Raw genomic sequence first — 22,303 nt, 5'->3', positions numbered from 1 at the left:
CCCCGCAGCCGTCCTACCTGACTACGGTCACCGGGACGGGCGAGCGCCGAACCACGCTTTCCGCGACGCTTCCGAGGACGAGCCGCGAGACGCCCTGCCGGCCGTGGCTTCCCACGACGACGTGATCGGCGTCGACCTCTTCGGCGACCTCGACGACGGTCGCGGCGGGCCGTCCCACCTCGGTTCTGATGTCGATCCCGTGGTCGTCGGCGTCGCGGGCTGCGACGAGGCGCTCCCGGCTCTCAGTCAGGAGGTCGTCGGCGCTCTCCTTGGCGCTCTGATACCACGCCTCCGACCCGCTCGGCAGGACGCCGGCGTCGTAGCCGGCCTGGACCGGATCGATGACGTGGAGCAGCGTCGCGGGCACGTCGCCCCACTCGTCGGCGACGAACTCGACTGCGCCCTCCGACTGGGTGGAGCCGTCGACGGCGACGAGCACGTGGGTCGGCATACCCGGGGTACGAGGCGCACGGACAAAAAACGGCGGCCGGACGCCTCCGAGACCTACCCGCCGTGTCGCGTGAGGCAGGTCGACAGTCCCGTGAGCTCCACGGGTTCGGAGTTGTCCGGGGAGTAGACCACGAACTGGCCGGTCTCCATGTACGGGACCTTGTTCTCCAACTCCGGCGGGATGTTGACGCTTTTGATGGCGTCCTCGTCGCCGAGGTTCAGGACGAGCCGGGTGTTGATCTGCTTGAACACCGGCTCGGCGATGTCCTGGGGGTCCTGTGTGACCAGACACAGCCCCAGTCTCTCCTTCCGGCCCTGTTTCGCGGCCTCGGTGAACTTCGAGATCACCTTTCGCGCCTGGACGTTGTCGGCGTCGGCGAGGAAGTTGTGCGCCTCGTCCATGCCCAGCAGGACGGGCGTCCCCTTGATCCGGTCGGAGTCGGGCGCGTTCGAGAGCTTGTCGTCGATCAGGAGGCTCGACACCGCGAGCACGAAGGTCTCCTTCGCCCGCGACGTCGAGAGGTGGTAGGTGGGGATCACCGTCAGCCCGCCGGGGCGGACCAGCTGGTGGTCCAAGTCCGTGATCGGTCGCGCCGACTGGTCGAAGACGCCGTCGGGCACCCCGTGGACCCGGCGTTTGACCGCGTCGAAGGTCGCCTCGTGGACCCGCCCGGACTCGTCGAGTTCCTCCTTGAGCGCGGGGTTGTCGAGGAAGGTCAGGAACTCCGCGTAGGTGCCGCCGTCGCCGTACTCCCGGAAGAAGCGGCTCAGAAGGTGCGTCAGTGCTGGATACTGGTTCTCGTTGAGGCTGCTGCCCGCGACCAGCCACGGGCGGTCCCGCGCCATCGAGAAGGGGATGGTGAACTCCAACTGTTCGGCGCGGTGGCCGTCGCCGCCGTACGGGACGCCGTCTTCCTTCGGCACGAGGGCGACGGTGTCGTCGTGGCCGCCGTGCGCAACCGCCTCCCGCTCGTACCGCCGGGCGGTGGCGTCGTCCATCGCGGGGTTGTCGTCGTGCATCTGGGCGTACTCGTCTTGGGGGTCGAACTGGACGACCGCAAGGCGGGCCTCGCGGCCGTCGTCCATCTCGTAGGTCCGGTCGTCGGCCAGCAGCTGCCGGAGGAGGTTCTTCGTGGCGTGGGTCTTCCCGGAGCCGGTGCCGCCGGCGACGAGGGTGTGTCGGAAGACGAGCGGCTCGCCGCCGTCGTCGCCGTCCCGCAGCCGGTAGTCGATGGTCGGCGGGCTCGCGGCGGTCCGGACGGTCTCGCCGCCCACCGCGAGGTGGCCGAGGAAGATCCCCTCGCCGGGGATGTCGAGGCCGGTCTTGATCTGGTCGGGGTCGGTGGCCTCCGCGACGACCGCGCCGGGCTTGGGGACGCGGTCGACCATCCGGCGTTTCAGCGCCGACGCGTCGTCGCTTTCCGTAGCGGCCGCGTCGGCGTCGCGGTCCTCGAACAGCACCGCCAGCGGGTCGAGTGACGCAACGAACTTGTAGTCACGCTCCTGGAAGTCGTCCCGCCGCATCGCCCGCCGGGCGTGGATCTCGGTGGCGTCGTCGGTCCGGAACTCCTGGGCGTACTCCAGGGCGGTGATCTTCGCAAAGAGGAGTTCGTCGTCCGGATACGGAACCAGGAGGTACTTCCCCAGCCTGACGGCCTCGCGGTTGTCGGCGGTCACGTACGCTCGAAGCGAGGTGTCGTCGCCGTCCTCGGCGACGCGGAGCCCCTGGGAGACCGCGATCGCGCCGAGCCCGCGGTCGCGACCCGCCGGATCGGCGTCGTACCGCTCGAACTCCACGCCCGCCTCGTCGGGGTCGTCGGCTGGGGCGGTCGACGGGTCGTCGCGGACAGAGGCGTCGGAGGCGGCCGACCCTCCGTCCGCGGACCCGCCGTCGTGTCCCGTCGCCTCCCGGTCGTCGTCCCGTCCGGACGGCCGATCGTCCGACCCGGGCTCGAAGTCACCGAGGTCCATCGTATCGATCACTTGCGCCGGCGACGGATAAAACACCTCGGCCCTCGTCGACTCGGCCATACACGCCTGTAACTTCCACGACGTTCCCACAACCTGACAGCCAACACATATTTTTACGTGGGTTCCGACGGGACGTGGAGGTATGGGCTACGACAACGTACTCATACCGACCGACGGAAGCGAACAGGCGGCGAACGCGGTCGAAGAGGGCGTCAAACTGGCGGGCGAGCTCGATGCGACCGTTCACGCGCTCCACGTCGTCGACGAGTTCGAGGCGAAGGTCGTCCCTATCACCGGCGAGCAGGACGCGAAACGCGAGGAGTACGTCGAGCACGGCGAGCGCATCACCGGCGAAGTCGCAGACCTGGCCGCCGAGGCGGGACTCGACGCCGTGACGGCGGTCGAGACCGGGGTCGCCCACAAGAGGATCCGGAATTACGTCGAAGAAAACGGGATCGACCTCGTGGTGATCGGCTCCCGCGGGCTCGGTGCGGTCGAGGAGGCGCTGCTGGGGAGCACGGCGGACAAGGTGATCCGGCTCGTCGACAAGCCGGTCACGGTCGTATACAAGCGTCCGGCCGAGACGCTCCAGTGGATGCTGCCGTCGGCGGAGGACACGATCCACCGCTGATGCGGCGGACGTGATCGCTGACTGGTCTCCGGGGACGCACCGATAGCGACCGCCACGGGGGTGTTCCCCAAACTGTCGCTCCCGGCCGTACGTTTATGTCGGATCACGGAACCACCGCCGATGTGCGGTGAGAACTGCCCCGCGTCGGGTCGCGATCGCCCGGCACGTCGACGCGGGGATAGCGGTGTGCCGGCTGTACGCCACTGATTCGAGTCCGAACCGAGGCTCCGCCGGACGGCTTTTGTCGTCGGGGGCGCAACAACTGGTATGTTGCTTGTGCGCGGTCACGCCGGGGGGACCGCTCTGACCGGGACGGTGTTCGAGCGCGGGGAGTCGGCGCCGTCCTACAAGGGCGCGCCCGACGAGGACGCCCCGTACGTCTGGGTTTGCGACGAGTTCTACGAGGTCGAGAGCGGCGGCTCCGAGACGGAGATCGACGGGACGACCAAACACGTCGCCTTCGAGTCGCCGATGCCGCGGGGGTTCGAGACGCGCGAGCAGGCGGTTGAGGCCGCGAAGGCGCACGTCCGGACGCAGTTCGCCCGCGTCGGCGTCGCGGAGTCGGACGTGCGGATCGAGGTGATCAAGACCGAGCCGGGGTCCGAACAGTCGTAGCTACTCCACTTCGCCCCACCGGACGTCGTCGTACCGCCTGACCTCGTCGGTGTCGAGGGTCTCGGCGAACCGCTGGCGGAGCGAGGACTTCTCGGCGGCGCTGATCCGTGCGAGCCCGTCGGCCTTCGCGACGGCCTCCGGCGGGCCGCGACGGGCCGCGACCTCCCCGAGTATCTGTTGGGCGATCGCCCCCCTGGTCTCCTCGTTGCGGGCGAAGGCGTAGGGCGTCTCGACCCGGTAGAGCACGTCCGTCTGTGGCTCGTAGACCGCGAAGAAACACGTCTCGTAGAGGTCCGGCTCCAGCCGGCGCTCCACGCCGTAGGCGTCGCCATCGGCTGCGACTGTCGCATCAACGCCGCCGCGGGAGACGAACCAGCTCGTGAACGTGAGTTCGTCGGTTCGCCTGTTCTCCGGACCCCGGCGCCGGCCATCGGGACCGGCGTCGATCCGGCGCTCCAGCAGCCGCGTGAACAGTGCTGTGTCGTCGGTCCACGGCACGTCGACCCCGCGGTCGCCCTCCCGGAGCGCCCTGACGATCCGCTTGGAGGCGGGGTTCTTTACGAACCCACAGAGGGGCACGTCGCGCTCGACGAACGACTCTACCAGCCGGATGTAGTTCTCGACGATCGACCGCGGCTGGAGCTCCTCGGTGAGCGCTTGGAGCTCCGCGTCGCGGTCCCGCCAGTTGAGGAGTTCGACGGGGTACAGCGGGCCGTCGAGTACGAGCAGATCCTCAACCTCGTCGGCGTGTTCCAGCGCGTGAGAGCTCTCGGCGAGGTACAGCGCTAGGGCGTGGACGATACCCTCGGCGTAGCGGTTGACCCGCGGCACTTGGAGCACCCGCCACCGGCAGTACCCCTCGTCGACGGTCCGCCAGGGCTCCTCCAGTGCTACGGTGTTGTCGTTGACGTGTGTTGCGGCGACGATGCTCCGGTGGCGGTGGAGGTCCAGATCCGACGGGGCCGCCGCCATCGCGGCCTGCGCGAGGTCGACCACCAGGCCGTTCTTGAACGTCGTCGGGTTGATCGTTCCCGAATCCAGGCCGTGGGTGGTCTCGAAGGGGGCGTCGGCGAGCGCGATGTCCTCGGCGTCGACTGCGCGCAGCCGCTTTTCGCCGACGGGTTCGAGTACCGCCCGTCCGTCGGGACCGTACAGCGGGTCGAGGAAGTCGTCCCAGACCCGCGCCGCCACGTCGACGTGGTCGGTGTCGTCCACCTTGCGCGCGAGGTACGCCGCGAGATCGGCGATGCTGTCGACGTGGACGGGGTCGAGAGTCACATCCATTCCGTGGCGGCCCGACGAGAAAAGTCATACGTCCACGTGATCTACCGGTGCCCGTGACGATCACCGCGGTGGGGTTCGACCTCGACGAGACGCTCGCCGTACCCGCACGCGACCGGGAGACGATCCTCGAGGAGGCCGTCGGCGCAGTCGACGGGCCGCCGCTGACCCGGGAGCGGTATCTCGACGCCCACAGCCGGAACCTCACGGGCGACACGCGGGAGCCCATCTTCGAGTCGTTGCTCGCGGCACACGACACCGACGTAGAACCGGAACGGCTCGCGGCCGTCTACCGCCGGAAGATCGCGGACGCGCTCGCGCCGGTTTCGGACGTGGAGCCGTTCCTGCGTCGACTCCGCGGGATCTACCGGATCGGACTGCTCACGAACGGCCCCACAGTCGCCCAGCGCGACAAGCTGACGACGCTCGGATGGACCGACCTGTTCGACGCGGCACTGGTGACCGGCGACCTCGACGCCGGCAAGCCCGCCCCGGCCGCCTTCGAGGCGCTATTGGGGGCGCTCGACAGCGACCCCGAGGAGACGGTCTACGTCGGCGACGATGTCGACGCCGATGTCGGCGGCGCGGCCGAGGCCGGACTAGTTCCGGTACAGGTGACCTTCGAGGGCGGGCCGTCGCCGTCGCCGCGGGCGGCGGCTCACGTTCCGCGGGACCGCCTCGTCGCGGAGCTCCCCGAGCTACTGGAGAGCCTGTAGCGGCGCATCACCTACGCCGATGCAACCGCCCGGAGCGCGGACAGCAGCCGCTTCACCTGCGCGCCGTCCTCGACGAACACCAGCGTCCGCGGCGGCTCGACGGCCTTCGGCCGGACCCGGAGGCCGGCTCCGTCGGCGGCGTCGGCGGCGACGTCGACCGTGCGCTCGAACTCCACGCGAATCCGGTCGGGCTGGACGAACACCGAGGCCACCCGGTCGCCATCGCGTTCGATCCCGTACGCGAACGCTCCGTCGGGCGTGGGTTCGACGTCCGGATCGGCGTCCGTGACCGACAGCGGCTCCAGGTCGCCGCCGTGACCCGTCACTTCCGAGGCCAACAGTTGTGCGATCCGGCGGCCGTCGGTCAGTCGCTTCTCGACCATACGACGGGATTCACGATGCGGCGACAAGAACGCTCGGTTCGGTGCTACTCGCCGAGCTGCTCGGCCGCCGCGCTGGCGGCGTCGGCGACGTCGACGCCCTGCCGTCGCGCGTACAGCGCCGCCGCGGCCTCGACTGTGATCCCGAGGCGGCGCTGCCGTTCGTTGATCGCGGCGACCGCGTCCTGTTTGTCGTGGCCGGCTGCCACCAGGGCATCGAGGATCATCTCGAAGGTCGATTGCTCCCGGAGGATCGACTCGTCGGGCGCGTACTCCTCCGGGACGGTCACGCTCGGCGGGTCGAACTGCGCGACGACCTCGCCGTCGGCACGTTCGAGAAGCCCGCGACCCGCGGCCACGTCGATCAGACGCTTGGCCTGATCCGGGGAGAACCAGTTCCGGTCCAGCGAGAGCGCGACCACGAACTCCCCCTCCCCCAACCGGGTCGTCCCGCGCTGTTTGAACGGGACGGCGACCGCCACTTCCAGGCTCATACTCCGGAGTGGGACTGCGGGCCACAAGGAGCCCCCGGTTTCCCCTCCGCGCCGCCCGTCACCGGACCGGACGCGAGGGGTCCATCAGGGGACGTCGCGGTCCCCGAGCGAGACCCTTCGGGGCTCCCCGTCGACCGCGATCGGCGCCCCTTCGGCAGCGATTTCGGCCCGGCCGTCGGGGAGGACGACCGTCGCACCCGCCAGGATCGGCGCTACGACCCCGGCTATCACGACAGCGGGGTCGGTGAGCGGGCCGCGAAGGACCACCGCCGACCCGGGGTCGATGCCGGCGTCGGCGACCACGTCCGCGGCCGCTGTGACGACCTCGTCGTGGGTGTAGGTTCGACCCTCTGCCGCGAACAGCGGATCGCTCCCCTCGACCGCGACGGGGTGAACCGCGGGGTTCTCGCTCCACACCTCCGCCTCCCAGTGTGTCACCGACGGGTCGGTCGGCGGGTCGCCGTAGACCGCGAGGTGGTGACCCGGCGGGAGGTCGAACGCCGACTCCCGCGTGGCCGGCGCGACCGCGACCCGCGGGGGCGTTCCCTCGACCCCCGTGTCGAACCGCGTCACCGCACCCAGTTGGGCCGCCCCGTAGAACGTGAGCACCGGCTCGGGGACGTGCTCGGATGCGACCTGTATCTCGTCGCCGGGGCGGACACCGAGGTGTCGGAGCACGTTTCCGGCCTTGTACGAGGTCGTGACGAAATCGCGGTAGCTGTACGTCCGACCCGACCCCCTTGCCCGGAGCGCGGTCCCCGAGGTCCGGCGCTCGCGGGCGGCGGCGTCGCCGAGGGTGTCGGCGTCGAGACACGGCAGCGGGTAGTCGCCGTCGGGATCCGGCTCGGAATCGGCGTCGTGGGCGGGGGACATAGCCGGCGTTCCGAGGGCGGGACGCAAAACGGCGTCGGCCGACCGGCCCCCGCTGTCGTCGCGGCGCGACCGGCCTACCATCGAGGGGGGCTACGTCGACGCGATCGTCACAGCCTCCCGGCTGCTGCTTTCGGGAGCGGAACGGCCGAAGCGGGAGCGCGCCGCGGACGATCAGGGCGCGCCGGCGACGACGAGCGTGCTCGCCGCCTCCGCGTGGAGCCGTCGGCTCGATTCGGGATCGACGCGAACGGCGTCGCCGGGGTTCATCGGGACCTCCTCGCCGTCGACGACGAGGGCGGCGTCGCCGTCGGCGAGGTAGTAGACCTCCTCGTGGTTCCGGTCCTCGTGGTCGTGTTCCATCCCGGCCCAGCCCGCCTCGACGTCGACGACGGTGACCCCCAGGCTCTCACAGCCCAGCGTCTCGCGGAGGAAGTACATCCCCTCTGCGCGCTCGCTGCCATCGGTGTAGGTTGCTTTCGAGTAGGACATCGTTCAGTGGTACGGATGGTATCCACGTTAAGATGGTGGACAGCCGATCCCGGTGCTCGCCGTCCCCGACCACGGGCGTTAATCCGGGGGCGTCCGTCCATCCGCGTATGGCCGACTCGTTCAGCGTCGTCGATCCCTCGAAGGTCGAAACGGAGTCGTTCAACACCTGCGAGACCGCCGTCCGGAAGCTGACCGACCCGCTCGGGGCGACGGAACTCCGGGTCAACCAGGTGCTCGTCCAGCCCGGAGAGGTAACCACGCCGCACACCCACGCCGCCGACGGCGACGCCCCCGGACAGGAGGAGGTGTTCGTCGCGACGACCGACGGACAGATCGCGATCGAGGGAACAGTTCACGACGTCCCCGCGGGCAACGTCGTCCGCGTTCACCCCGACGTCGAGCGGAACCTGCTCAACCGAACCGACGACGCCACGCACGTCTGGCTTGCGTTCGGCGCGCCGCCAGTCGGGACCGTCGAGGACTTCGGCGGGTACGTACTGAGCGACGGCGACGCGTGAGCGGCCGGGCGGCAGCGGTCCGACTCGGTGCGGATCCGGCGGGACGCGGCGTCAGAACGGAAGCAACGCCCGCAGTTGCGAGAGGATCCCGCCGCCCGATTCCCGATACTCCTCTAAGACCGGATGCAACGCGTCCAGAAGCTCCCGCTGGGTGTCGAACTGGGTCGCACGGACCGCCCCGAGCGCCTCCGAGAGCCGCACCGTGTTCCCGTTTGCGTCGTACGGGATCGCGGGATCGCCGAGTTCGCGCACGACCTCGTCCGTGGTCGCGGGAAACGTGAGGTCGGACTTCGAGAGGTGCGGCGAAAGCGCGGCGATGCCGAACTCCAGGGTGTCGGGCTCGTCGCCGTCCTGCTGCGGTGGTCTAACAGCCATCGACGGTCGGTAGGGGTGCGGGGAAAGAAAAACCCCCGGCTCCGGGCCGGGCGAGGGCCGCGGCCCCCTGCCGGCGCCGCACGCAGAGTCCGCACTGTTTTGTCCGCGGCTCCCCTCCTCGGAGCTGTGACCGATTATACCACGGTGTCGATCCCGAAAGACCTGGCCGACCGCGTGGACGAGACCATCGAGGGGACCAGCTTCTCGAGCACCAGCGACCTGGTGCGGTTCCTCCTGCGGAGCATCGTCATCCAGTACCAACGCGAGGGCGAACTCACCGAGGCGGAGTTCGAGGACATCGCCGAACAACTGACCGATCTGGGCTACCTGGACCGGTAGCGCCCGGCGGCGTCACTCCCCGACCAGGCGCTCCTGGGGCGGTTCCACGTCGAGCACGTCGAGGTCGAGCCGCCGGTCGTTCCGGTCGAAAGCGGCGACCGAATCGCTCTCCCACGGCGGTACTGCCACGACCAGCGCGGCCGCGAAGGTGTCCTCGCGGGTCGCCGCCAGCCGGCCGTCCGGGTGGGAGACGAACCGGGCGCGCCCCCTGCCCGCCGGGGTTCCGAGGTCGACGCCGAAGACGGCATTCACAGACCCACTGGTCTCCGGGAAGTAAAAGTGCGTCAGAACAGGCGTCTCGCTTTCGAGTTCGAGTTCGGACTCGAACTCCCCGGCCGAGGTCGACGCGAGCACGACGCTGATTCCGTCAGGGTCGGCCTCGGCCGCCATCTCCAGAAGCGCCGCGAGGAGCCCGCGGGTGATGTACACCACGCGCCGAGGAAGGGTGCCACGACTCAAAACACCGTCGGACCACACGGACGCGACGGTCGGCGGGGGTGCAACGATGGTGGGTTCGTCGCCGGCGCGGTGGAGGGGGTGCGTCAGCAGGGTTCCCGGTCGAAGGCCAGTGGGGCAGAGGGGTGGGGACCGGATCGGGGGCGGCCCAACCGGGGCACTTCCGGCTACGGGTGGATCCGATGTAAAGCCGACTGAGCCTCAAAGAGGCGTTTTAGTCTCCGGCTACCGCCGGCGACCGGCCGGCAGGAGGAGCAGCGCCCCGGGGATCGACAGGGTCGCCAACTGCAGCGGGTTCTCCCGGATGTCGAACTCCGGATCCAGCGGCTGGCGCTGTACGTCGGTGATCCGCAGCGATGAGTAGTAGGCGATCACGTGCGTGAGGGCGTAGCCGACGGCGAACGGAACCAGAAGCGAGAATCGGACACCGAACCCGTCCAGCAGATCGAAGACGACGGCCGTTGCCGACGACACGGCGAGGCAGTCGCCGAGCTGGAGCGTGATCCCGGTGAACGCCGTGACGGCGGAGTCGACCGGGGAGGACGTCGTCGGGGTGTAGACGACCGCCGCGAAGACGCTGGTGGCGACAAGCGCCATCCCCGCGAGGAACCCGAAGATCGGGTAGACGTACTCCATCACTCGGCGCAAGTGACGCGGCTCCGATAACTATTATCCCCGAGTATCAGATCCGATAGTAGGACGGAACCGGACGGTGCGACGGGGACGCGCTCCCGACGCACCGGACCCGCTCCCAGTCAGCGGGTCGTCTCACCCGAACGGGTCAGGCGTCGTCGCCGCTCCCGTCGCTCGGCGGGCCGCCGCTACCGGCGTTGCCGCCCCCGCCGTTCCCGTTGTCGTTACTGCCGCCGTTCCCGTCGTCGCCCCCGGCGTTGCTGCCGCTCCCGTTTCCGGCGTTTTCCTGCCCGTCGCCCCCCTCGGACCCGCCGCCGTTCTCACGGTCGGTCCGGTTCGCCTCGGACTCCTGTGGGCCGTCGCCGTTGCCGGTGCCGTCGCCTGAGCCGCGCTGCTCGGTACCCGGAGCGTTGTCGGGGCCCTCCTCGTTCCCGGCGCCGCGGTCCGACGCCGCGTCGTCACCGGCGGAGCCGTTTCCGGCGCGATCCTCCGGAGGACCGTCACCGTTGCCCGCGCCCGCCGGCGGGCCGGCGGGGCCCGACGCTTCGCCGCTCCGTCCCGGCGGGCCGACGTTGTCGCCCAGCCCGCGACCGGAGCCCTCACCGCCGATCGACCGGGCGATCGCCGCGACCTCCGGGCCCGAGAGGTTGCGCGCTTCGGTCCGGAGCCGCTCGATGTTCGAGGTGTTGATGCCGTTCGCCTCCCGGACCGCGGCCGGCAGCGACGCGGCGGTCTCGTTGCTCTGTTCGAGCCGCCGCTCGATCGCGTTGATCTCCGCGACCGCCCGGGCGGCGTTCGCCCGGTACCGGCCCTGTGAGAGGTCGCCCGCCTCGCGGGCCGACTCCAGTTCCTCCAGCCGCTCGCGGAGGTCCGCGAGCCGCTGCCGGCTGTCGTTCACCTCGCTCGCGACGACTGCCGCCTTCGAGTCGTTGCTCGCTGCGGCGGCGACGCGCTGATCGAACGCGCGGGAACTCACCTCGCTTTCGACTTCGGTGCGCTGGACCGCAACGACGCCGGCCAACTGTGCGCCGGGTTCGACGGCCGCCGCGTTCGAGTCGTTCGTTCCGGAGTCGGTTCGGTCGGACGTATCGGTCGTGTTCGACTCGGTGGTGTTCGGCGTCGGCGTGCTCGTCGCGGTCCCGTTGTCAGCCGTCTGTGCCGGCCCCGGACCGGTCCCGAGGGCCGACGGCGACGCGACCGCGGCGGCGCCGATCGGGGCTGTCCCGACCACGACGACCGCGGCGACGAGGAGCGCGAACAGGGGTCTCATTACGATCGCCGTTCGATCGGGGACCTCATATAAGCTCAGTATCCTCCAGCCCGATTCACCCCGATTAAGCCGGTTTATGTGAGCCCACAGGGGAGTCGCTGGCGACCGTCCCCCCTCATACGTCCTCGTCGCTCGGCCCGAACTCCTCGTCGGGGAGCACAAGCACGTTCTCCCGGCCCAGCCGGAACGCGTCGAGGTCGCCCTCCTCGCGCATCCTCCGGACGACCTGGCTTGTCTTCGCGTCGGTCCACTCCAGCGTCCCCGCGACCTCCTGCTGCTTCATCCGGCCCCCCTCATATTCCACCAACGCGAGCACCTGTTCTCGGTTGCTCAGGAGTTCGTCCTCCCAGGGCGCCTCGCCGTCCCCGTCGGCGCCGGCGGCCCCGGCAACCTCGTCGGCGTCCGCCTCGGCTTCGTCGGCACTCCCACCCGCGGACGCGGCTGCGACCCTGTCGCCGTCGTCCCCGGTCGCGTCCACCCCCGGCTCGTCTGCGGTCGTCGCCCCGCTCGCGGCGGCCCCGCCACCCCCTGACGGATCCGGGGTGTCGACCTGGCCGTCCCTCCCCCGCCACCAGTAGACGAGCCCCCCGGCGACGATCGCCGCGATCACGGCGGCGATGATCGCCGGGATACTGCTCCCGTCACCGTCGCTTCCGCCGTCACCGCTCCCACCTCCGTCGCCGTCAGCCGGCGTCGCGGTGCCGCCCGCTGCCCCCTCGGAGACGATGACCGTCGGCTCGCTGGGGCCGAAGTCGATCTGGCCGTTCCAGACGACGATCCGCGACTCCGTCCGGACGTCGTCGGGGTCGGGCTGGACCGTCTCCAGGCCGTACCCCTCGGGCCAGGTGAACTGCAGCGACGTCTCGCCGTCGAGGAAAAAGCCCGCCAGGGCGTCCCCCGCCGTGATCGATCCGTCCTCGACAACCGCGAAGTTCGTCCACACGAAGGTGTACGTGAGGACGCCGTACTCCTGTGGGATCGTCTCCCTGGACGCCTCGACGGAGACGTTTCGGATCTCCATTTGCCTCCCAGTGGCGTTCTCGGCGGTGTCGGCGGTCGCCACCATCCGCGCGCGGAACTCCGAGACGTACCGGGTGTCGTTTGCCTCGATGTCCGCGCGCAGCGACTCGAACGCCTTCGTTGTGTTGTCGTCGTCGAGCCGCACCCGGTACTCGATCGTCCACGCCGCCACCCCGTCCTCGCGGAGTTCGACCCCGATTGAGACGTCGTCCGGGTCGACCTGCGTCCCCGCGATCGTGTCGACCCCCTGCGCCGACGCGGGAGCGCCGGTCGCCCCGACCCCGGCCAGGATCACGGCGGCGACGAGGGCGACGGCGGACAGGCGGACGGCGCGGTCGTTCATCCTACGGAAGTGAAGATACGGATCACACAAACAAGTTCCGAGACCGTCCGACGCGGGTTCGGCACCGTCTCACACGTCGAAGACGACGTACGCCGTCCACCCGTCGTCGGTCGGCTCCACCCGCATCTCCGAGTACGTGACCGCCTTGATCTCCCGTGCGTCGACAGCGGCCAGCGGGACCCCCCGGGCGGTGGCGTCGAGCCGCCACGCGGACCCGGGGTCGGCCGTGTCGTCGTCGCCGCGGGTCCCGTCGACGTCGCCGCCCGGCGGCTCGATCGCGACGCGGTTCCGAACCGGGAGGACGCTTCGGACGTCGCGCTCGTAGATGAGTCGATCCAGGTAGTCGAACAGCACCGCCTCCCGGCTTTCGGCCGTGACCGACAGCTCGAACGCCGGCGCGTCCGACCCCGGTTCCGGGACGTCGTCGCAGGCGGCCGCAGTCAGGCCGTCGGCGACCGCCGCAAAGAGCCCCTCGACGTCGTCGGCGGTCGCCTCGACGGCCACGTCGGCGGTGTGATCGCGGAGGCGAAAGCCCATACCGAACCTGGGTGGCGCCGTCCCCTATCGCTTCCGGTCGGGGCCGCGACCCTCCTGTGGTCGGCCGAGTGCACCGGCCGGCCGAGCGGCCGTCCCGGAGCGGCGACGTTTATCACCGTCGCACTCGGAGAGTGAAGTATGCCGATGAAGGGCGGCGATTCCGACGGGTACCGCGAGATCGACCGATGGGACCGGGGCGTGGGGTGGATCGCGTACCCCGACGAGGAGATGCAGCGGGCTAGCCACGCGGTCGTCGGCGACGACGGCGGCGTCTGGGTCGTCGATCCCGTGGACGCCCCGGACCTCGACGACCTGCTCGCCGAGTTCGGCGATGTCGCGGGCGTCGTCGTCGGCCTCGACCGCCACAAACGCGACTCGGCGGCGGTCGCGAGGCGACACGACGTCGCGGTCCACCTCCCACAGTGGATGTCCGGCGTCGCCGGCGACCTCGACGCGCCGGTCGAGCGGTTCGGCGGCGAACTCGCCGACTCCGGGTTCCGGGCGGTCCGGATCCGCGACAGCGCGATCCCGCCGTGGCAGGAGGTCGGGCTCTCCCACGACGACGACGGCACGCTGATCGTCCCGGAAGCGGTCGGCACCGCGACGTACTTCCGCGCGCCGGGCGAGCGGCTCGGCGTCCACCCGATGCTACGGCTGACCCCGCCGCGGCGGGAGCTCTCGCGGGTCGCCCCCGACCGCGTGCTCGTCGGCCACGGCGAGGGCGTGACGACCGACGCCGCCAGTGTGCTCCGCGATGCGCTCGAAAACGCCCGGTCGAACGCCCCGTCGGCGTACGGCCGCGCGCTGAAGGAACTCCTGTCGTAGCGGTCACGCGGCTCCGGTCGCAGCGGTTACGACGGCCGACAGCGGGAGAAGGCGAAGCCAGGGGTGGGATTCGAACCCACGAAGTCTCGATTACAAGTCGAGTGCATGCACCGCCCATGCTCCCCTGGCACGGGTCGGAGTACTCAGCCCTCCTTTGAGTGTGTGTCGTTTTTCTCGCCCCCCGCGTCTCCGCTACCGTCCACTGGTTTCTCGAACTGTACTCGGTGTGGCGCGTACCCCCGACCCCGGTAGAACCCGCGAGCACGGTCGTTGTCGGCCATCGCTTCGAGCGCGACGACCGTCGCCCCCGCGTCGGCCAGCGCGGCCTCGGCGGCGTCCAACAGGTCGCCCCCGACGCCCCGGCCCCGGGACGCGGGCTCGACGTAGACGTTGCGGACGACGCCGCGCGTCTCGTCGCTCTCGTAGGCCCCCCGCTCCAGCTCGAAGCTGACGAAGCCGACGACGTCGTCGCCGCGCCGGGCCGCACGGAGGCCGCCCGCGACGGCGTGTCGCGCGAGCGTGTCGCGGATCACGCCGCGGTTCGGCTCCGGCAGGATGTGGGAGTCGTAACGCCGCTGGTCCGACGCGAGCGCGACCCACAGGTCGACGAGCGCGTCGATCTCGCCGGGCTCGGGGCGCTCGATCTCGACAGCGTCGCCGTCCCCGTCCGTCGCATCGCCCATACTCGGGGTTCGGTCGACGGACGGATATACTCCCCGTGGCGGTGGGTGGATCACTAAGCGGACGCCACAGTGGGTGTCCCGCCTGACCTCACCCGCCCGGAGCCAGGTGCTTGACCCGCGTCCACGCCGCCGCCACCGACGACGCGAGTGCGGGAAGCAGTCGGCTGTTCCGGATACCGTTCCCCCCGTAACTCCCGCTTTGCCGCCTCCCGCTTTTCGATGAGCCGCTCGTACCTGTCGATCACCCGCTGGTGTCGCCGTTCCTCGGCCTCGACTGTCCCTTCGAGGTCGGTCACCTCGCCTCCGAGTTCCGCGATGTCGGCTTCGCGCGCGAACACCCGGTTCGCCAGGATCTCGCGTTCCGCCTCCAGCGGTTTCACTTCCGGCTTGAGCGAGCCGACGCGGGTTCGTGTCCCGGAAACGGGGTGGCCCTCGTCGATCCCGCGGGGTCGCACTCGCCCGCCGGTCGCGGGTTCGGTTCCGTCCCGACTGCCGCCGTCCGGGTGTTCTGAGGACCGACGCGTTCAGGAGGGTCTGATTCGGATGCTATTTCCGCGGGACATATGCGCGTGACTGCCACACACAGAACGCCCAGTCCGTCGGGAATCAGACGCCGCGTCGTCCGTCGATTCCGTCCGACGCGACGGGATCGGTGCGCACTCGATACGGCAACCCGGCTAGTCGACCGCGTGCCAGAGATACAGGGTCGCATACGACCGGTACGGGCGCCACCGTTCGGCGAGTTCCGCCATCCGCGACCGTTCGAGGTCCTCGCCGTAGACCACACGCATCCCCTTCCGAACGCCGAGGTCCTCGACCGGGAACACGTCCGGACGACCCAGGCTGAACAGTAGCTGCATCTTCGCGGTCCACGTCCCGACGCCTTTGATCTGGGTCAACTCGTCGATCACCGCCGCGTCGCTTTCGGCCTCGAAGTGCTCCCGGGAGTAGCCGCGTTCGAGGAAGGCCTCGGCGATGTTGTGGACGTAGGTGGCCTTCTGCCCCGACAGGCCCACCTCCCGGAGGGTCGAGCGGTCCGTATCCAGGAGTGCCTCCGGCGTGACCTCCACAGTGTCCTCCAGGCGTTCCCTGGTCGCCTCTGCGGACGCCATCGAGACCTGCTGGCGGAGGACCGAGACGATCATCCGGTGGAAGAAGTCCTCGGCGGGCTCGAGCGTCACTGCGCCGTGTTCAGCGACGAGGTGGCCGATGTCGGGGTCGTTTTCGAGGAACGCGATCGGGTCCCGGGTCACACTCACTGTGCGGGGTTCCAGCGGCTTCGTGATTTCGTTCGGGCGGCGGTACGGATCGGGTTGCCGGATCGACCCGGCACGCCGACCGTTGGTCCGCTAAGAGTGCGCGAACGCGTGCCGCAGTCCCCGCGTAACGGAATATTTAACCCAGTCTGACCGTCAATTGTGAGTGCGGGCTCGGTTGGTGTAGTCCGGCCAATCATCTTGGCCTTTCGAGCCGAGGACCAGGGTTCAAATCCCTGACCGAGCATTTCAGGGCTTTCCTCCAGTTTTCAGCGGTTCAGGACAGAAACAAGGCTGAGCCGGTTAGGCCAAAATCACTGGACGTATCGAACAGGGCCAAAAACAGTAACACCCACTCAGCGGGGCGACAATGGCTGAATTGGATGCCGAATCAGGGGGTGAGGCCGAGTACGTCTGCGGCACACCCCTCATCACCGACCCCGCACAGGAGCGCCTCACCGAGCGCCGGGTCGTAGACTACCGCGAGGAGCGCCGCGACCTCCTCGAATGGTTGCGCGACCTCGGCAAGAAGCCAAACGAGGGCGAGGGCTACGCCGCGGATACCGTCTACAACCGCAGTTACCGTATCGACGGCTTCTACCGGTGGGTCTGGAACGAGGAAGACGGCTACACGACGGCCGTCACGACCGATCACGCCGATGCGTACTGTCGGGATTTACTCTCGGGCGACCACTCCGATAGCCACCGCTCGAATACGCAGAAGGCGCTCACGGGTACGATAACGTCTCGCCGGAGACGCAGCGCGAGTCGTTGGATCGGATCGGGTAACTGCGGGCTGCCGACGACGACCTCATCGAGTCGAACGATGGACCACCGCGCCACCGCCCCGATCACCATGTTCGGCGTGCCGGGGCTTCGCGGCTCGGGGTTGACCGTTACCCACCCGACGCACTCCGTCGCGGTCTCCTCGCACGGCTCCATCCAGTTCTTCCGCTCGGCGCAGATACGCCCTATCCCGTCGCTGACCGCTCTCCGGTGGGATACGGCGGCGTTGAAGCCTGTTGAGAGCGCCATAGAGGACCTATCACGGTGTTTATTCACAACCTGCGGCCGAGTTAGCCTTGAGTATGTGCTTGCGAATGTACCGCTGGGATCTCTATCAGATTGCGTTGACGTTCCCGGCGGCGTGCTCAGCCACTTGACTCGCCTGTGTATTATCTACTTACGGACCGAGTGAACGTAAACACGAACAGCGCGATCATAAACGCACCGACGAAGCCCTCAAGTGCAACGAAGAGGCTCACAACTGAGGATGTCGTCTCCGGTTGTCCGATGAGTAAGGCAACGAACGACTCCAAACTGAACGTGACGTATTTTGTGGCGCCCTCATACGGGAGTGATATCCCGATCGTTGCGTATAAAATCGCAAAGACACCGACGACACTCATCGATGCTACGACTGGTCGTAGCGGGCGTTCGCCGTAGCCACAAGTCACTGCCAGCGTAAGGTTCCCTAACAGCTTTGTTGAGGCTTTGAGTGCCTGGAACCCCGGGAACGTTTCACGTAGTAGTTTCAGGTATCCGGCCCGACGGTGTCGGAGTTCGCGGATGTGGAATTCGGAGACTGCGCGGCTTTCTCCAACCTGTTTTGCGCCATTCTTCGCCCGGAGATATGTATTTTCACACTCCGATGGTGATGCCTGCTCGCTGTGGAGTTGCCATTCCATCGAGACGAACACGTCGAGATGTTTGCCAAAGTCAAACCCATCGAAGGTGGTCTTATTAAATCGGACAGAATCGACATTGCTGTCACCAATCTCTAGTTCGCCGAGCGTCGCCTCGGAAAAATCATACTCTACGGGTTCCGAACCGGTTGCAACGCGCCCGCTTATCGTCTCGCTCCCAGTGAAGTTCAGTTCAATTGGTCCGTTATCGACGGAGATGTCGGTCGCAACTACCGCACCCGCCATCGTGGATGACGCGATGTAGACGTTGCCATCGATACTCGCATTGATCAAATTCAGTGTCCCCTCGCAGGTCAGATTGCGAAAAACAACGGCAGCGTCTTGGACGCGTCGGTCGTCAACTGCGATGTGTTGCCAGCGCTCATCAACATCGGTATCATCAACGAAATTATCACTCAACTCAACCGGACCGCCGAATGAGACGTCTCTAAAGGTCGCGTTGCCCAAGAACCGAGTACTTGAAAAAACAGCCCCGCGGCGAAACACACTTCCAGTAAAGTTCGCAACCGCTGCGAAGGTTGCCGCCATAAAGTCGGCCGCACCGTCAAAAATCATATTCATCGCGAAGATGCCGTGGTCAAAATTAACGCCGCGGAAATTCGCCTCGCCCGCAATAGTTGTACTACTGAACTCGGCCCACGCACCAAACGTCGCGTGGTGGAAATCAGCGTACTCCGTGAACTGAGTCTGCTGGAACTCGGTTCGTTCGGCGAAAGTCGTGTCAACGAACGTTGTCGAACAATCGAAAACAGCACCGCTTAGCAGCAGGGGCTGCTCAAAGCTGGCACTCTGAAATGAGGCGACATCGTTGACAGTCGCTTCGCGCAGGTCTACCGGGGCATTCGAAACCGCATCGATGGTCCGGTAATCAACTCGAAACTCGTCGAACACCGCGCCGATGAATTGCGTTCGCTCACCCGTCTCAAACCGTGTGCTGTCGTTTTCCAGCCGTGCGTAGTTCCGGAGATCAGATGGCAGTGGACTTAGACCTGGGACCTGTTCGGTGCTGCCAGTGATGAGCCACACACAGAGTTCGGCAGTATCCTCAAGCACCGCCGAGCCGTGATTTGGTTTGTGCCCCAAGTGAAATGGGCAGAAATCATACCCATCGTCCGGTCCATCAGTCGGTGTGAACTTGTGATGCGGGCATCGCCACTGACCCGTTTCTGTTGTCCTCAGAAGCGATTCCTTTTCGGGTTCGAAATAGTCGGCATTAAGACCGGTCGCAAACTCACACCGCTCTTCTGATGGAGCAGCCATACCCGTTCCCATATGTAGCAGTGACATAATTCATCCGGACCATCTTGGATCAGTGCAAACCCAGTAACGGATCACTGATCCGGGAGGCAAACCCCGAATACAAAACCAGTTTCGGGGTGCTGACTACACGCTCTATATTCAGCAGGCGGTTCTCGACAGGATAGCTACAGAGTGGGTATGGGATAGCGTTCGTCCGTACTGACCGACCCCCGTGTCCGGTCGGCGGCGACGAAGGTATCTGCCATCGCTCGAAATCGGACCAACAGCCCGTCCGGGAAGGTAAGTTCCGGTGGTCTTGGGGCCCCGCCGAGCAACAAGCGGACTGTAACACCGTGCTCAACAGCAGTCGCAACCGCCGCTCTGACTTCCCGGTAGATGTCAACCGGTACGGAAATCATAACCCAGCACCGGGCAGACTCGATCGCCTGCTGGATATGTCCGAGTGCTACCTCCCGGCAACGGGCCATCGTCACGCGTCTGTCGGTCTCCTGATATAATAGTTCACGCGTTTACTGACTGCTACGTCGAAGATAGTGTCCTAAGAGTTCCACCGGATGAGCCTAAAGAAATCCTCAAACCGGGTTACACGTTAGCGACTGGAGGAACCGGGTTTGCTCCCGCGATTGTCAAGCGGATTCCGGAGGCTCACGGTTGGGACGTTACGGTAATTGATGGGTATGACGGAGGTGCTCGTTTCTATAGTAGCGTTTGCAACTGGTTGCACATCCGACCGCACGCCGTCGTGCGATCGAGTGAGCGAAGACTTACAAACGCTACTATAGTGTAACGATGCCAACCGAGTGATAAGTAGTCCAGCCGTCCGTCGCGGTTTCCCTACTGATGCAGTGTTCCGTCGGGTGAACCCACTTATTATAGGCAATAACGAATACATGGCTACAGCATTACCCACATAACATGAGTAAGCGGGGGGGAGAACCCGAATCGAGATCGGTCGTCATAGCCGGGGGAAGCAGGAAAGCAACCTCACTCGTCTCGCAGGCCGCGACTGACGAGATGCGGGTAAATCAGTTTAGACACGCAGACGCCGTGCTACGTCAGGTTGCAGGTAAGTCGGTTGATGCGATCGTTGCGGACGAGTCAGCGTGGCAGCCTATCCTTGACGCGGAACCGGACCTCCCGGTTGTGCTCCTTGCAGCCGACGAGACGCTGGTTGAGACAGCGATCAACGCAGGTGTTTCTGAAGTCGTGCGACTGTCAGACCCAGCCGCAGAGTCGTTGCTCGCGGCCCGCTTATCACAGGTGATTGATACACGCCAGGACCGTGTGGATCAGGCGCGAAGACAGGAGTGGCTGGAGACGCTGATGCGTCACTCCACGGACTCAATGAGCGTTCTCGATGAAAACGGGACAGCAATCTACAACAGTCCGGCTGTCGCAGATCAACTGGGATACGAGCCAGCAGAACTGCGAGGACAGAATCTGTTGGATCAGGTACATCCGGACGATGCCGCGGAGGTGCGGACGACATTTACCGATCTTATTGAGAAGCCGGATGGCTCCTACGCCACAGCAACATACCGCCGGCAACACGCCGACGGTTCCTGGCGCTGGATGGAAACGGTCGGCAACGTCCAGCTTGATAATCCCCGGATCGGCGGGGTCGTTGTCAACCGTCGCGATGTGACGGAACGCGAACAACGGCAGAGACAACTTCGTGATCAGGAGGCATACGTAGAGAGTCTATTGGACGGCCAGCCGGACGTGTTCTACGTGTTGGACACGAACGGGTTTTTCCAGAAATGGAACGCCAGATTGTCTGAAGTGTTGGGATACGACGACAAAGATCTCACTTCAATGCACGCCGTCGAGACGATTGTGCCTGAGGATCGCGAACGGATTATGACAGCGATGACGGCCGTCTATCAGGAGCAGTCCACACAACAGCGCGAGTCGGCATTTCTGACAGCGGACGGCGAGCGGATTCCGTACCAACTCAACGGCGCCCCACTGACTGACAGTGACGGAAAGGTAATCGGGTTGGTTGGAACGGGACGTGACATCTCCGAGCGGGTGCGACGTGAGGAACGTCTCTCCGTGTTGAATCGGGTGTTGCGTCACAACCTCCGGAACCGGACGAACGTGGTGATCGGGCACGCACGCACACTTGCAAATTCGGTTGATGATCCGGACGCTGTCAAGCGAGCGAAGACGATCCGGGATGTTGGGTCGGACCTCAATCGACTTGGCGTGTTGGCTCGAAAGGTCGATCAGGCGCTTGACGGCCAGTCGGACCAGGTACCGATGGACTTAGACGAGGTCGTCTCACGTGCTGCGACGGCGCTGCCGGAGTCAGCCGACACGAGGATCGCGGATCCGCCGGACGTACAATGTGAAGCACTGGCCTCTCTGTCGGACGCACTCGAAGAGGTATTTGATAATGCCGTACGCCACAACCCGGCCGATAACCCGAGTGTTACCGTCGCATACGAGATTGACCCGGATCGAGTGACAATCGCTGTTGCGGACGACGGACCGAAGATTCCAGACCACGAAATGGCGGTGCTCGACGATGGGGAAAGCCGACTCAAACACGGTGGGGGATTGGGCCTGTGGTTCATCAACTGGGTCGTTGACGCCTCGGGCGGTGAGTTATCGTTCGATGAGAGCGAGTTGGGTGGCAATTGCGTCTCATTGCACCTCCCACGTGCGGAGAAGGAAACGAGCAAAGAGGGCTGAGTTGGTTAGCTTTCGTCTCACCTGCGAGCATAGACCCTGTATCTCAGTACGTACGCAGAGTCTCAAACCTGATTCGGTAGTGAAACGAACACCGTGGCAACTCTCCTGTGACATTGTGATTTCGTTTCCCGCTACTATGACAGCACCCCCGAGCATCGGCATTTCCTCGCAGAGCCAATACTCAGGCCTTCACCTCGCAGAGCCAATACTCAGGCCTTCAGCGGATTTTGATTCGGCAGGTTGGTTACCGGTGCTTGCCAGTGCCAGAGACCAGCCGTCACGAACCGCGTGCTGATACTGTCGGCTATAGTCGCGTGACGGGTTTCGACACCCCGGGGTGTCGAAAATCTTCACGTAGTTACAACGGTCGCGTTAACTTTGGCATCGATTCCACCAGACAGCGAGGGCTTGGAGCCAGGATTCTGCTGTCGTCGGCTCCACGTGACTGAACGTATTTGAAAATGAAGAGGTTCGTCGTTTTACTT

26 protein-coding genes, 2 tRNA genes and 1 pseudogene are annotated in these 22,303 nt (G+C 66.4%); 9 read left to right on the top strand and 20 right to left on the bottom strand.

The window, feature by feature from the left end; genetic code table 11:
• Positions 1-13: 13 nt before the first annotated feature.
• Together H5V44_RS16970 and H5V44_RS16965 are read right to left on the bottom strand one after the other, a co-directional pair.
• Positions 14-451: a universal stress protein gene (locus tag H5V44_RS16970; RefSeq protein WP_185194325.1), complete on the bottom strand. Its 438-nt coding sequence runs from the start codon at positions 449-451 to the stop codon at positions 14-16.
• Between the two features lie 53 nt (positions 452-504).
• On the bottom strand, positions 505-2,421 hold the full coding sequence (locus H5V44_RS16965) for an ATP-binding protein (protein ID WP_185194324.1): 1,917 nt from the start codon (positions 2,419-2,421) through the stop codon (positions 505-507).
• Between the two features lie 142 nt (positions 2,422-2,563).
• Between H5V44_RS16965 and H5V44_RS16960 the strand changes: the two genes are divergently transcribed.
• Together H5V44_RS16960 and H5V44_RS16955 are read left to right on the top strand one after the other, a co-directional pair.
• Positions 2,564-3,052: a universal stress protein gene (locus H5V44_RS16960; protein WP_185194323.1), complete on the top strand. Its 489-nt coding sequence runs from the start codon at positions 2,564-2,566 to the stop codon at positions 3,050-3,052.
• 267 nt (positions 3,053-3,319) lie between these two features.
• Positions 3,320-3,667 carry a DUF7113 family protein gene (locus H5V44_RS16955; RefSeq protein ID WP_185194322.1) on the top strand — a complete coding sequence of 116 codons (348 nt, stop codon included), beginning with the start codon at positions 3,320-3,322 and terminating at the stop codon, positions 3,665-3,667.
• On the opposite strand, the gene H5V44_RS16950 is transcribed toward H5V44_RS16955, so the two are convergent.
• Positions 3,668-4,945, bottom strand: coding sequence for a DNA double-strand break repair nuclease NurA (locus H5V44_RS16950; RefSeq protein WP_185194321.1), 1,278 nt, complete (start codon positions 4,943-4,945; stop codon positions 3,668-3,670).
• A 59-nt stretch (positions 4,946-5,004) separates the two neighbouring features.
• Here H5V44_RS16950 and H5V44_RS16945 point away from each other — a divergent pair, with 59 nt between their 5' ends.
• Positions 5,005-5,664, top strand: a complete 660-nt coding sequence (locus H5V44_RS16945) for an HAD-IA family hydrolase (protein WP_185194320.1) — start codon at positions 5,005-5,007, stop codon at positions 5,662-5,664.
• Between the two features lie 11 nt (positions 5,665-5,675).
• On the opposite strand, the gene H5V44_RS16940 is transcribed toward H5V44_RS16945, so the two are convergent.
• From H5V44_RS16940 to H5V44_RS16925, 4 genes are all read right to left on the bottom strand, one after another.
• Positions 5,676-6,047, bottom strand: a complete 372-nt coding sequence (locus H5V44_RS16940) for a hypothetical protein (protein ID WP_185194319.1) — start codon at positions 6,045-6,047, stop codon at positions 5,676-5,678.
• Positions 6,048-6,091: 44 nt separating this feature from the next.
• Entirely contained in the window at positions 6,092-6,538 is a 447-nt protein-coding gene (locus H5V44_RS16935) for a DUF2240 family protein (protein ID WP_185194318.1), read from the bottom strand.
• Between the two features lie 84 nt (positions 6,539-6,622).
• Entirely contained in the window at positions 6,623-7,411 is a 789-nt protein-coding gene (locus tag H5V44_RS16930; RefSeq protein WP_185194317.1) for an AMP-binding protein, read from the bottom strand.
• 171 nt (positions 7,412-7,582) lie between these two features.
• Entirely contained in the window at positions 7,583-7,900 is a 318-nt protein-coding gene (locus tag H5V44_RS16925) for a cupin domain-containing protein (RefSeq protein WP_185194316.1), read from the bottom strand.
• A 107-nt stretch (positions 7,901-8,007) separates the two neighbouring features.
• Here H5V44_RS16925 and H5V44_RS16920 point away from each other — a divergent pair, with 107 nt between their 5' ends.
• Entirely contained in the window at positions 8,008-8,418 is a 411-nt protein-coding gene (locus tag H5V44_RS16920) for a hypothetical protein (RefSeq protein ID WP_185194315.1), read from the top strand.
• 51 nt (positions 8,419-8,469) lie between these two features.
• On the opposite strand, the gene H5V44_RS16915 is transcribed toward H5V44_RS16920, so the two are convergent.
• The gene (locus tag H5V44_RS16915) at positions 8,470-8,793 is read right to left on the bottom strand and encodes a DUF5789 family protein (protein ID WP_185194314.1); all 324 of its coding nucleotides are present in this window, start codon (positions 8,791-8,793) and stop codon (positions 8,470-8,472) included.
• 126 nt (positions 8,794-8,919) lie between these two features.
• On the opposite strand from H5V44_RS16915, the gene H5V44_RS16910 reads away from it, so the two are divergent.
• Positions 8,920-9,132 carry a ribbon-helix-helix protein, CopG family gene (locus H5V44_RS16910; RefSeq protein WP_185194313.1) on the top strand — a complete coding sequence of 71 codons (213 nt, stop codon included), beginning with the start codon at positions 8,920-8,922 and terminating at the stop codon, positions 9,130-9,132.
• Between the two features lie 12 nt (positions 9,133-9,144).
• Here the strand turns inward: H5V44_RS16910 and H5V44_RS16905 are convergent, their stop codons facing one another.
• From H5V44_RS16905 to H5V44_RS16885, 5 genes are all read right to left on the bottom strand, one after another.
• A complete protein-coding gene (locus H5V44_RS16905; protein WP_185194312.1) occupies positions 9,145-9,564 on the bottom strand; it encodes a hypothetical protein in 420 nt (139 codons plus the stop codon).
• Between the two features lie 249 nt (positions 9,565-9,813).
• Entirely contained in the window at positions 9,814-10,224 is a 411-nt protein-coding gene (locus H5V44_RS16900; protein ID WP_185194311.1) for a hypothetical protein, read from the bottom strand.
• A gap of 145 nt (positions 10,225-10,369) precedes the next feature.
• Positions 10,370-11,491, bottom strand: coding sequence for a DUF7096 domain-containing protein (locus H5V44_RS16895; RefSeq protein WP_185194310.1), 1,122 nt, complete (start codon positions 11,489-11,491; stop codon positions 10,370-10,372).
• A 115-nt stretch (positions 11,492-11,606) separates the two neighbouring features.
• On the bottom strand, positions 11,607-12,854 hold the full coding sequence (locus H5V44_RS16890; protein WP_246404087.1) for a helix-turn-helix transcriptional regulator: 1,248 nt from the start codon (positions 12,852-12,854) through the stop codon (positions 11,607-11,609).
• A gap of 69 nt (positions 12,855-12,923) precedes the next feature.
• A complete protein-coding gene (locus H5V44_RS16885) occupies positions 12,924-13,391 on the bottom strand; it encodes an archease (RefSeq protein ID WP_185194309.1) in 468 nt (155 codons plus the stop codon).
• A gap of 138 nt (positions 13,392-13,529) precedes the next feature.
• On the opposite strand from H5V44_RS16885, the gene H5V44_RS16880 reads away from it, so the two are divergent.
• A complete protein-coding gene (locus tag H5V44_RS16880) occupies positions 13,530-14,216 on the top strand; it encodes a hypothetical protein (protein ID WP_185194308.1) in 687 nt (228 codons plus the stop codon).
• 55 nt (positions 14,217-14,271) lie between these two features.
• Here the strand turns inward: H5V44_RS16880 and H5V44_RS16875 are convergent.
• The 4 genes from H5V44_RS16875 to H5V44_RS16860 all read right to left on the bottom strand — a co-directional run bounded on the left by H5V44_RS16875 (position 14,272) and on the right by H5V44_RS16860 (position 16,152).
• Positions 14,272-14,345 (bottom strand) — tRNA-Thr (locus H5V44_RS16875).
• A 14-nt stretch (positions 14,346-14,359) separates the two neighbouring features.
• The gene (locus tag H5V44_RS16870) at positions 14,360-14,899 is read right to left on the bottom strand and encodes a GNAT family N-acetyltransferase (protein WP_185194307.1); all 540 of its coding nucleotides are present in this window, start codon (positions 14,897-14,899) and stop codon (positions 14,360-14,362) included.
• Positions 14,900-14,952: 53 nt separating this feature from the next.
• Positions 14,953-15,354: a hypothetical protein gene (locus tag H5V44_RS16865; protein WP_185194306.1), complete on the bottom strand. Its 402-nt coding sequence runs from the start codon at positions 15,352-15,354 to the stop codon at positions 14,953-14,955.
• Positions 15,355-15,576: 222 nt separating this feature from the next.
• On the bottom strand, positions 15,577-16,152 hold the full coding sequence (locus tag H5V44_RS16860; protein ID WP_343067786.1) for a DNA-3-methyladenine glycosylase family protein: 576 nt from the start codon (positions 16,150-16,152) through the stop codon (positions 15,577-15,579).
• A gap of 175 nt (positions 16,153-16,327) precedes the next feature.
• Here H5V44_RS16860 and H5V44_RS16855 point away from each other — a divergent pair.
• Positions 16,328-16,402: transfer RNA gene (locus H5V44_RS16855), tRNA-Glu, on the top strand.
• A 123-nt stretch (positions 16,403-16,525) separates the two neighbouring features.
• Positions 16,526-17,353 (top strand): hypothetical protein, encoded by an 828-nt coding sequence (locus tag H5V44_RS17715; RefSeq protein ID WP_246404085.1) that lies wholly within the window; start codon positions 16,526-16,528, stop codon positions 17,351-17,353.
• Here the strand turns inward: H5V44_RS17715 and H5V44_RS16845 are convergent.
• Both H5V44_RS16845 and H5V44_RS18245 read right to left on the bottom strand, forming a co-directional pair.
• A complete protein-coding gene (locus tag H5V44_RS16845) occupies positions 17,331-19,121 on the bottom strand; it encodes a pentapeptide repeat-containing protein (protein ID WP_185194305.1) in 1,791 nt (596 codons plus the stop codon). The genes H5V44_RS17715 and H5V44_RS16845 overlap by 23 nt on opposite strands.
• 164 nt (positions 19,122-19,285) lie before the next feature.
• Complete coding sequence (locus H5V44_RS18245; protein WP_185194304.1) at positions 19,286-19,588, bottom strand: TrmB family transcriptional regulator sugar-binding domain-containing protein; 303 nt, start codon at positions 19,586-19,588, stop codon at positions 19,286-19,288.
• Positions 19,589-20,036: 448 nt separating this feature from the next.
• Between H5V44_RS18245 and H5V44_RS16835 the strand changes: the two genes are divergently transcribed.
• Positions 20,037-21,818, top strand: coding sequence for a PAS domain S-box protein (locus H5V44_RS16835; RefSeq protein WP_185194303.1), 1,782 nt, complete (start codon positions 20,037-20,039; stop codon positions 21,816-21,818).
• A gap of 372 nt (positions 21,819-22,190) precedes the next feature.
• On the opposite strand, the pseudogene H5V44_RS16830 reads toward H5V44_RS16835, so the two are convergent.
• Positions 22,191-22,303, bottom strand: a pseudogene (locus H5V44_RS16830) (IS6 family transposase); the annotation flags it as partial.

The organism is Halobellus ruber (assembly GCF_014212355.1).
Classification (GTDB): domain Archaea; phylum Halobacteriota; class Halobacteria; order Halobacteriales; family Haloferacaceae; genus Haloquadratum; species Haloquadratum rubrum.
This window is presented reverse-complemented; position numbering and strand designations above follow the sequence as displayed.

Excerpts from the sequence above, each read along its gene's own strand:
- H5V44_RS16970 (WP_185194325.1), bottom strand. The coding sequence starts at position 451 with ATGCCGACCCACGTGCTCGTCGCCGTCGACGGCTCCACCCAGTCGGAG.
- H5V44_RS16965 (WP_185194324.1), bottom strand. The coding sequence starts at position 2,421 with ATGGACCTCGGTGACTTCGAGCCCGGGTCGGACGATCGGCCGTCCGGA.
- H5V44_RS16960 (WP_185194323.1), top strand. The coding sequence starts at position 2,564 with ATGGGCTACGACAACGTACTCATACCGACCGACGGAAGCGAACAGGCG.
- H5V44_RS16955 (WP_185194322.1), top strand. The coding sequence starts at position 3,320 with ATGTTGCTTGTGCGCGGTCACGCCGGGGGGACCGCTCTGACCGGGACG.
- H5V44_RS16940 (WP_185194319.1), bottom strand. The coding sequence starts at position 6,047 with ATGGTCGAGAAGCGACTGACCGACGGCCGCCGGATCGCACAACTGTTG.
- H5V44_RS16935 (WP_185194318.1), bottom strand. The coding sequence starts at position 6,538 with ATGAGCCTGGAAGTGGCGGTCGCCGTCCCGTTCAAACAGCGCGGGACG.
- H5V44_RS16930 (WP_185194317.1), bottom strand. The coding sequence starts at position 7,411 with ATGTCCCCCGCCCACGACGCCGATTCCGAGCCGGATCCCGACGGCGAC.
- H5V44_RS16925 (WP_185194316.1), bottom strand. The coding sequence starts at position 7,900 with ATGTCCTACTCGAAAGCAACCTACACCGATGGCAGCGAGCGCGCAGAG.
- H5V44_RS16920 (WP_185194315.1), top strand. The coding sequence starts at position 8,008 with ATGGCCGACTCGTTCAGCGTCGTCGATCCCTCGAAGGTCGAAACGGAG.
- H5V44_RS16915 (WP_185194314.1), bottom strand. The coding sequence starts at position 8,793 with ATGGCTGTTAGACCACCGCAGCAGGACGGCGACGAGCCCGACACCCTG.
- H5V44_RS16900 (WP_185194311.1), bottom strand. The coding sequence starts at position 10,224 with ATGGAGTACGTCTACCCGATCTTCGGGTTCCTCGCGGGGATGGCGCTT.
- H5V44_RS16895 (WP_185194310.1), bottom strand. The coding sequence starts at position 11,491 with ATGAGACCCCTGTTCGCGCTCCTCGTCGCCGCGGTCGTCGTGGTCGGG.
- H5V44_RS16890 (WP_246404087.1), bottom strand. The coding sequence starts at position 12,854 with ATGAACGACCGCGCCGTCCGCCTGTCCGCCGTCGCCCTCGTCGCCGCC.
- H5V44_RS16885 (WP_185194309.1), bottom strand. The coding sequence starts at position 13,391 with ATGGGCTTTCGCCTCCGCGATCACACCGCCGACGTGGCCGTCGAGGCG.
- H5V44_RS16880 (WP_185194308.1), top strand. The coding sequence starts at position 13,530 with ATGCCGATGAAGGGCGGCGATTCCGACGGGTACCGCGAGATCGACCGA.
- H5V44_RS16870 (WP_185194307.1), bottom strand. The coding sequence starts at position 14,899 with ATGGGCGATGCGACGGACGGGGACGGCGACGCTGTCGAGATCGAGCGC.
- H5V44_RS17715 (WP_246404085.1), top strand. The coding sequence starts at position 16,526 with ATGGCTGAATTGGATGCCGAATCAGGGGGTGAGGCCGAGTACGTCTGC.
- H5V44_RS16845 (WP_185194305.1), bottom strand. The coding sequence starts at position 19,121 with ATGGCTGCTCCATCAGAAGAGCGGTGTGAGTTTGCGACCGGTCTTAAT.
- H5V44_RS18245 (WP_185194304.1), bottom strand. The coding sequence starts at position 19,588 with ATGGCCCGTTGCCGGGAGGTAGCACTCGGACATATCCAGCAGGCGATC.
- H5V44_RS16835 (WP_185194303.1), top strand. The coding sequence starts at position 20,037 with ATGAGTAAGCGGGGGGGAGAACCCGAATCGAGATCGGTCGTCATAGCC.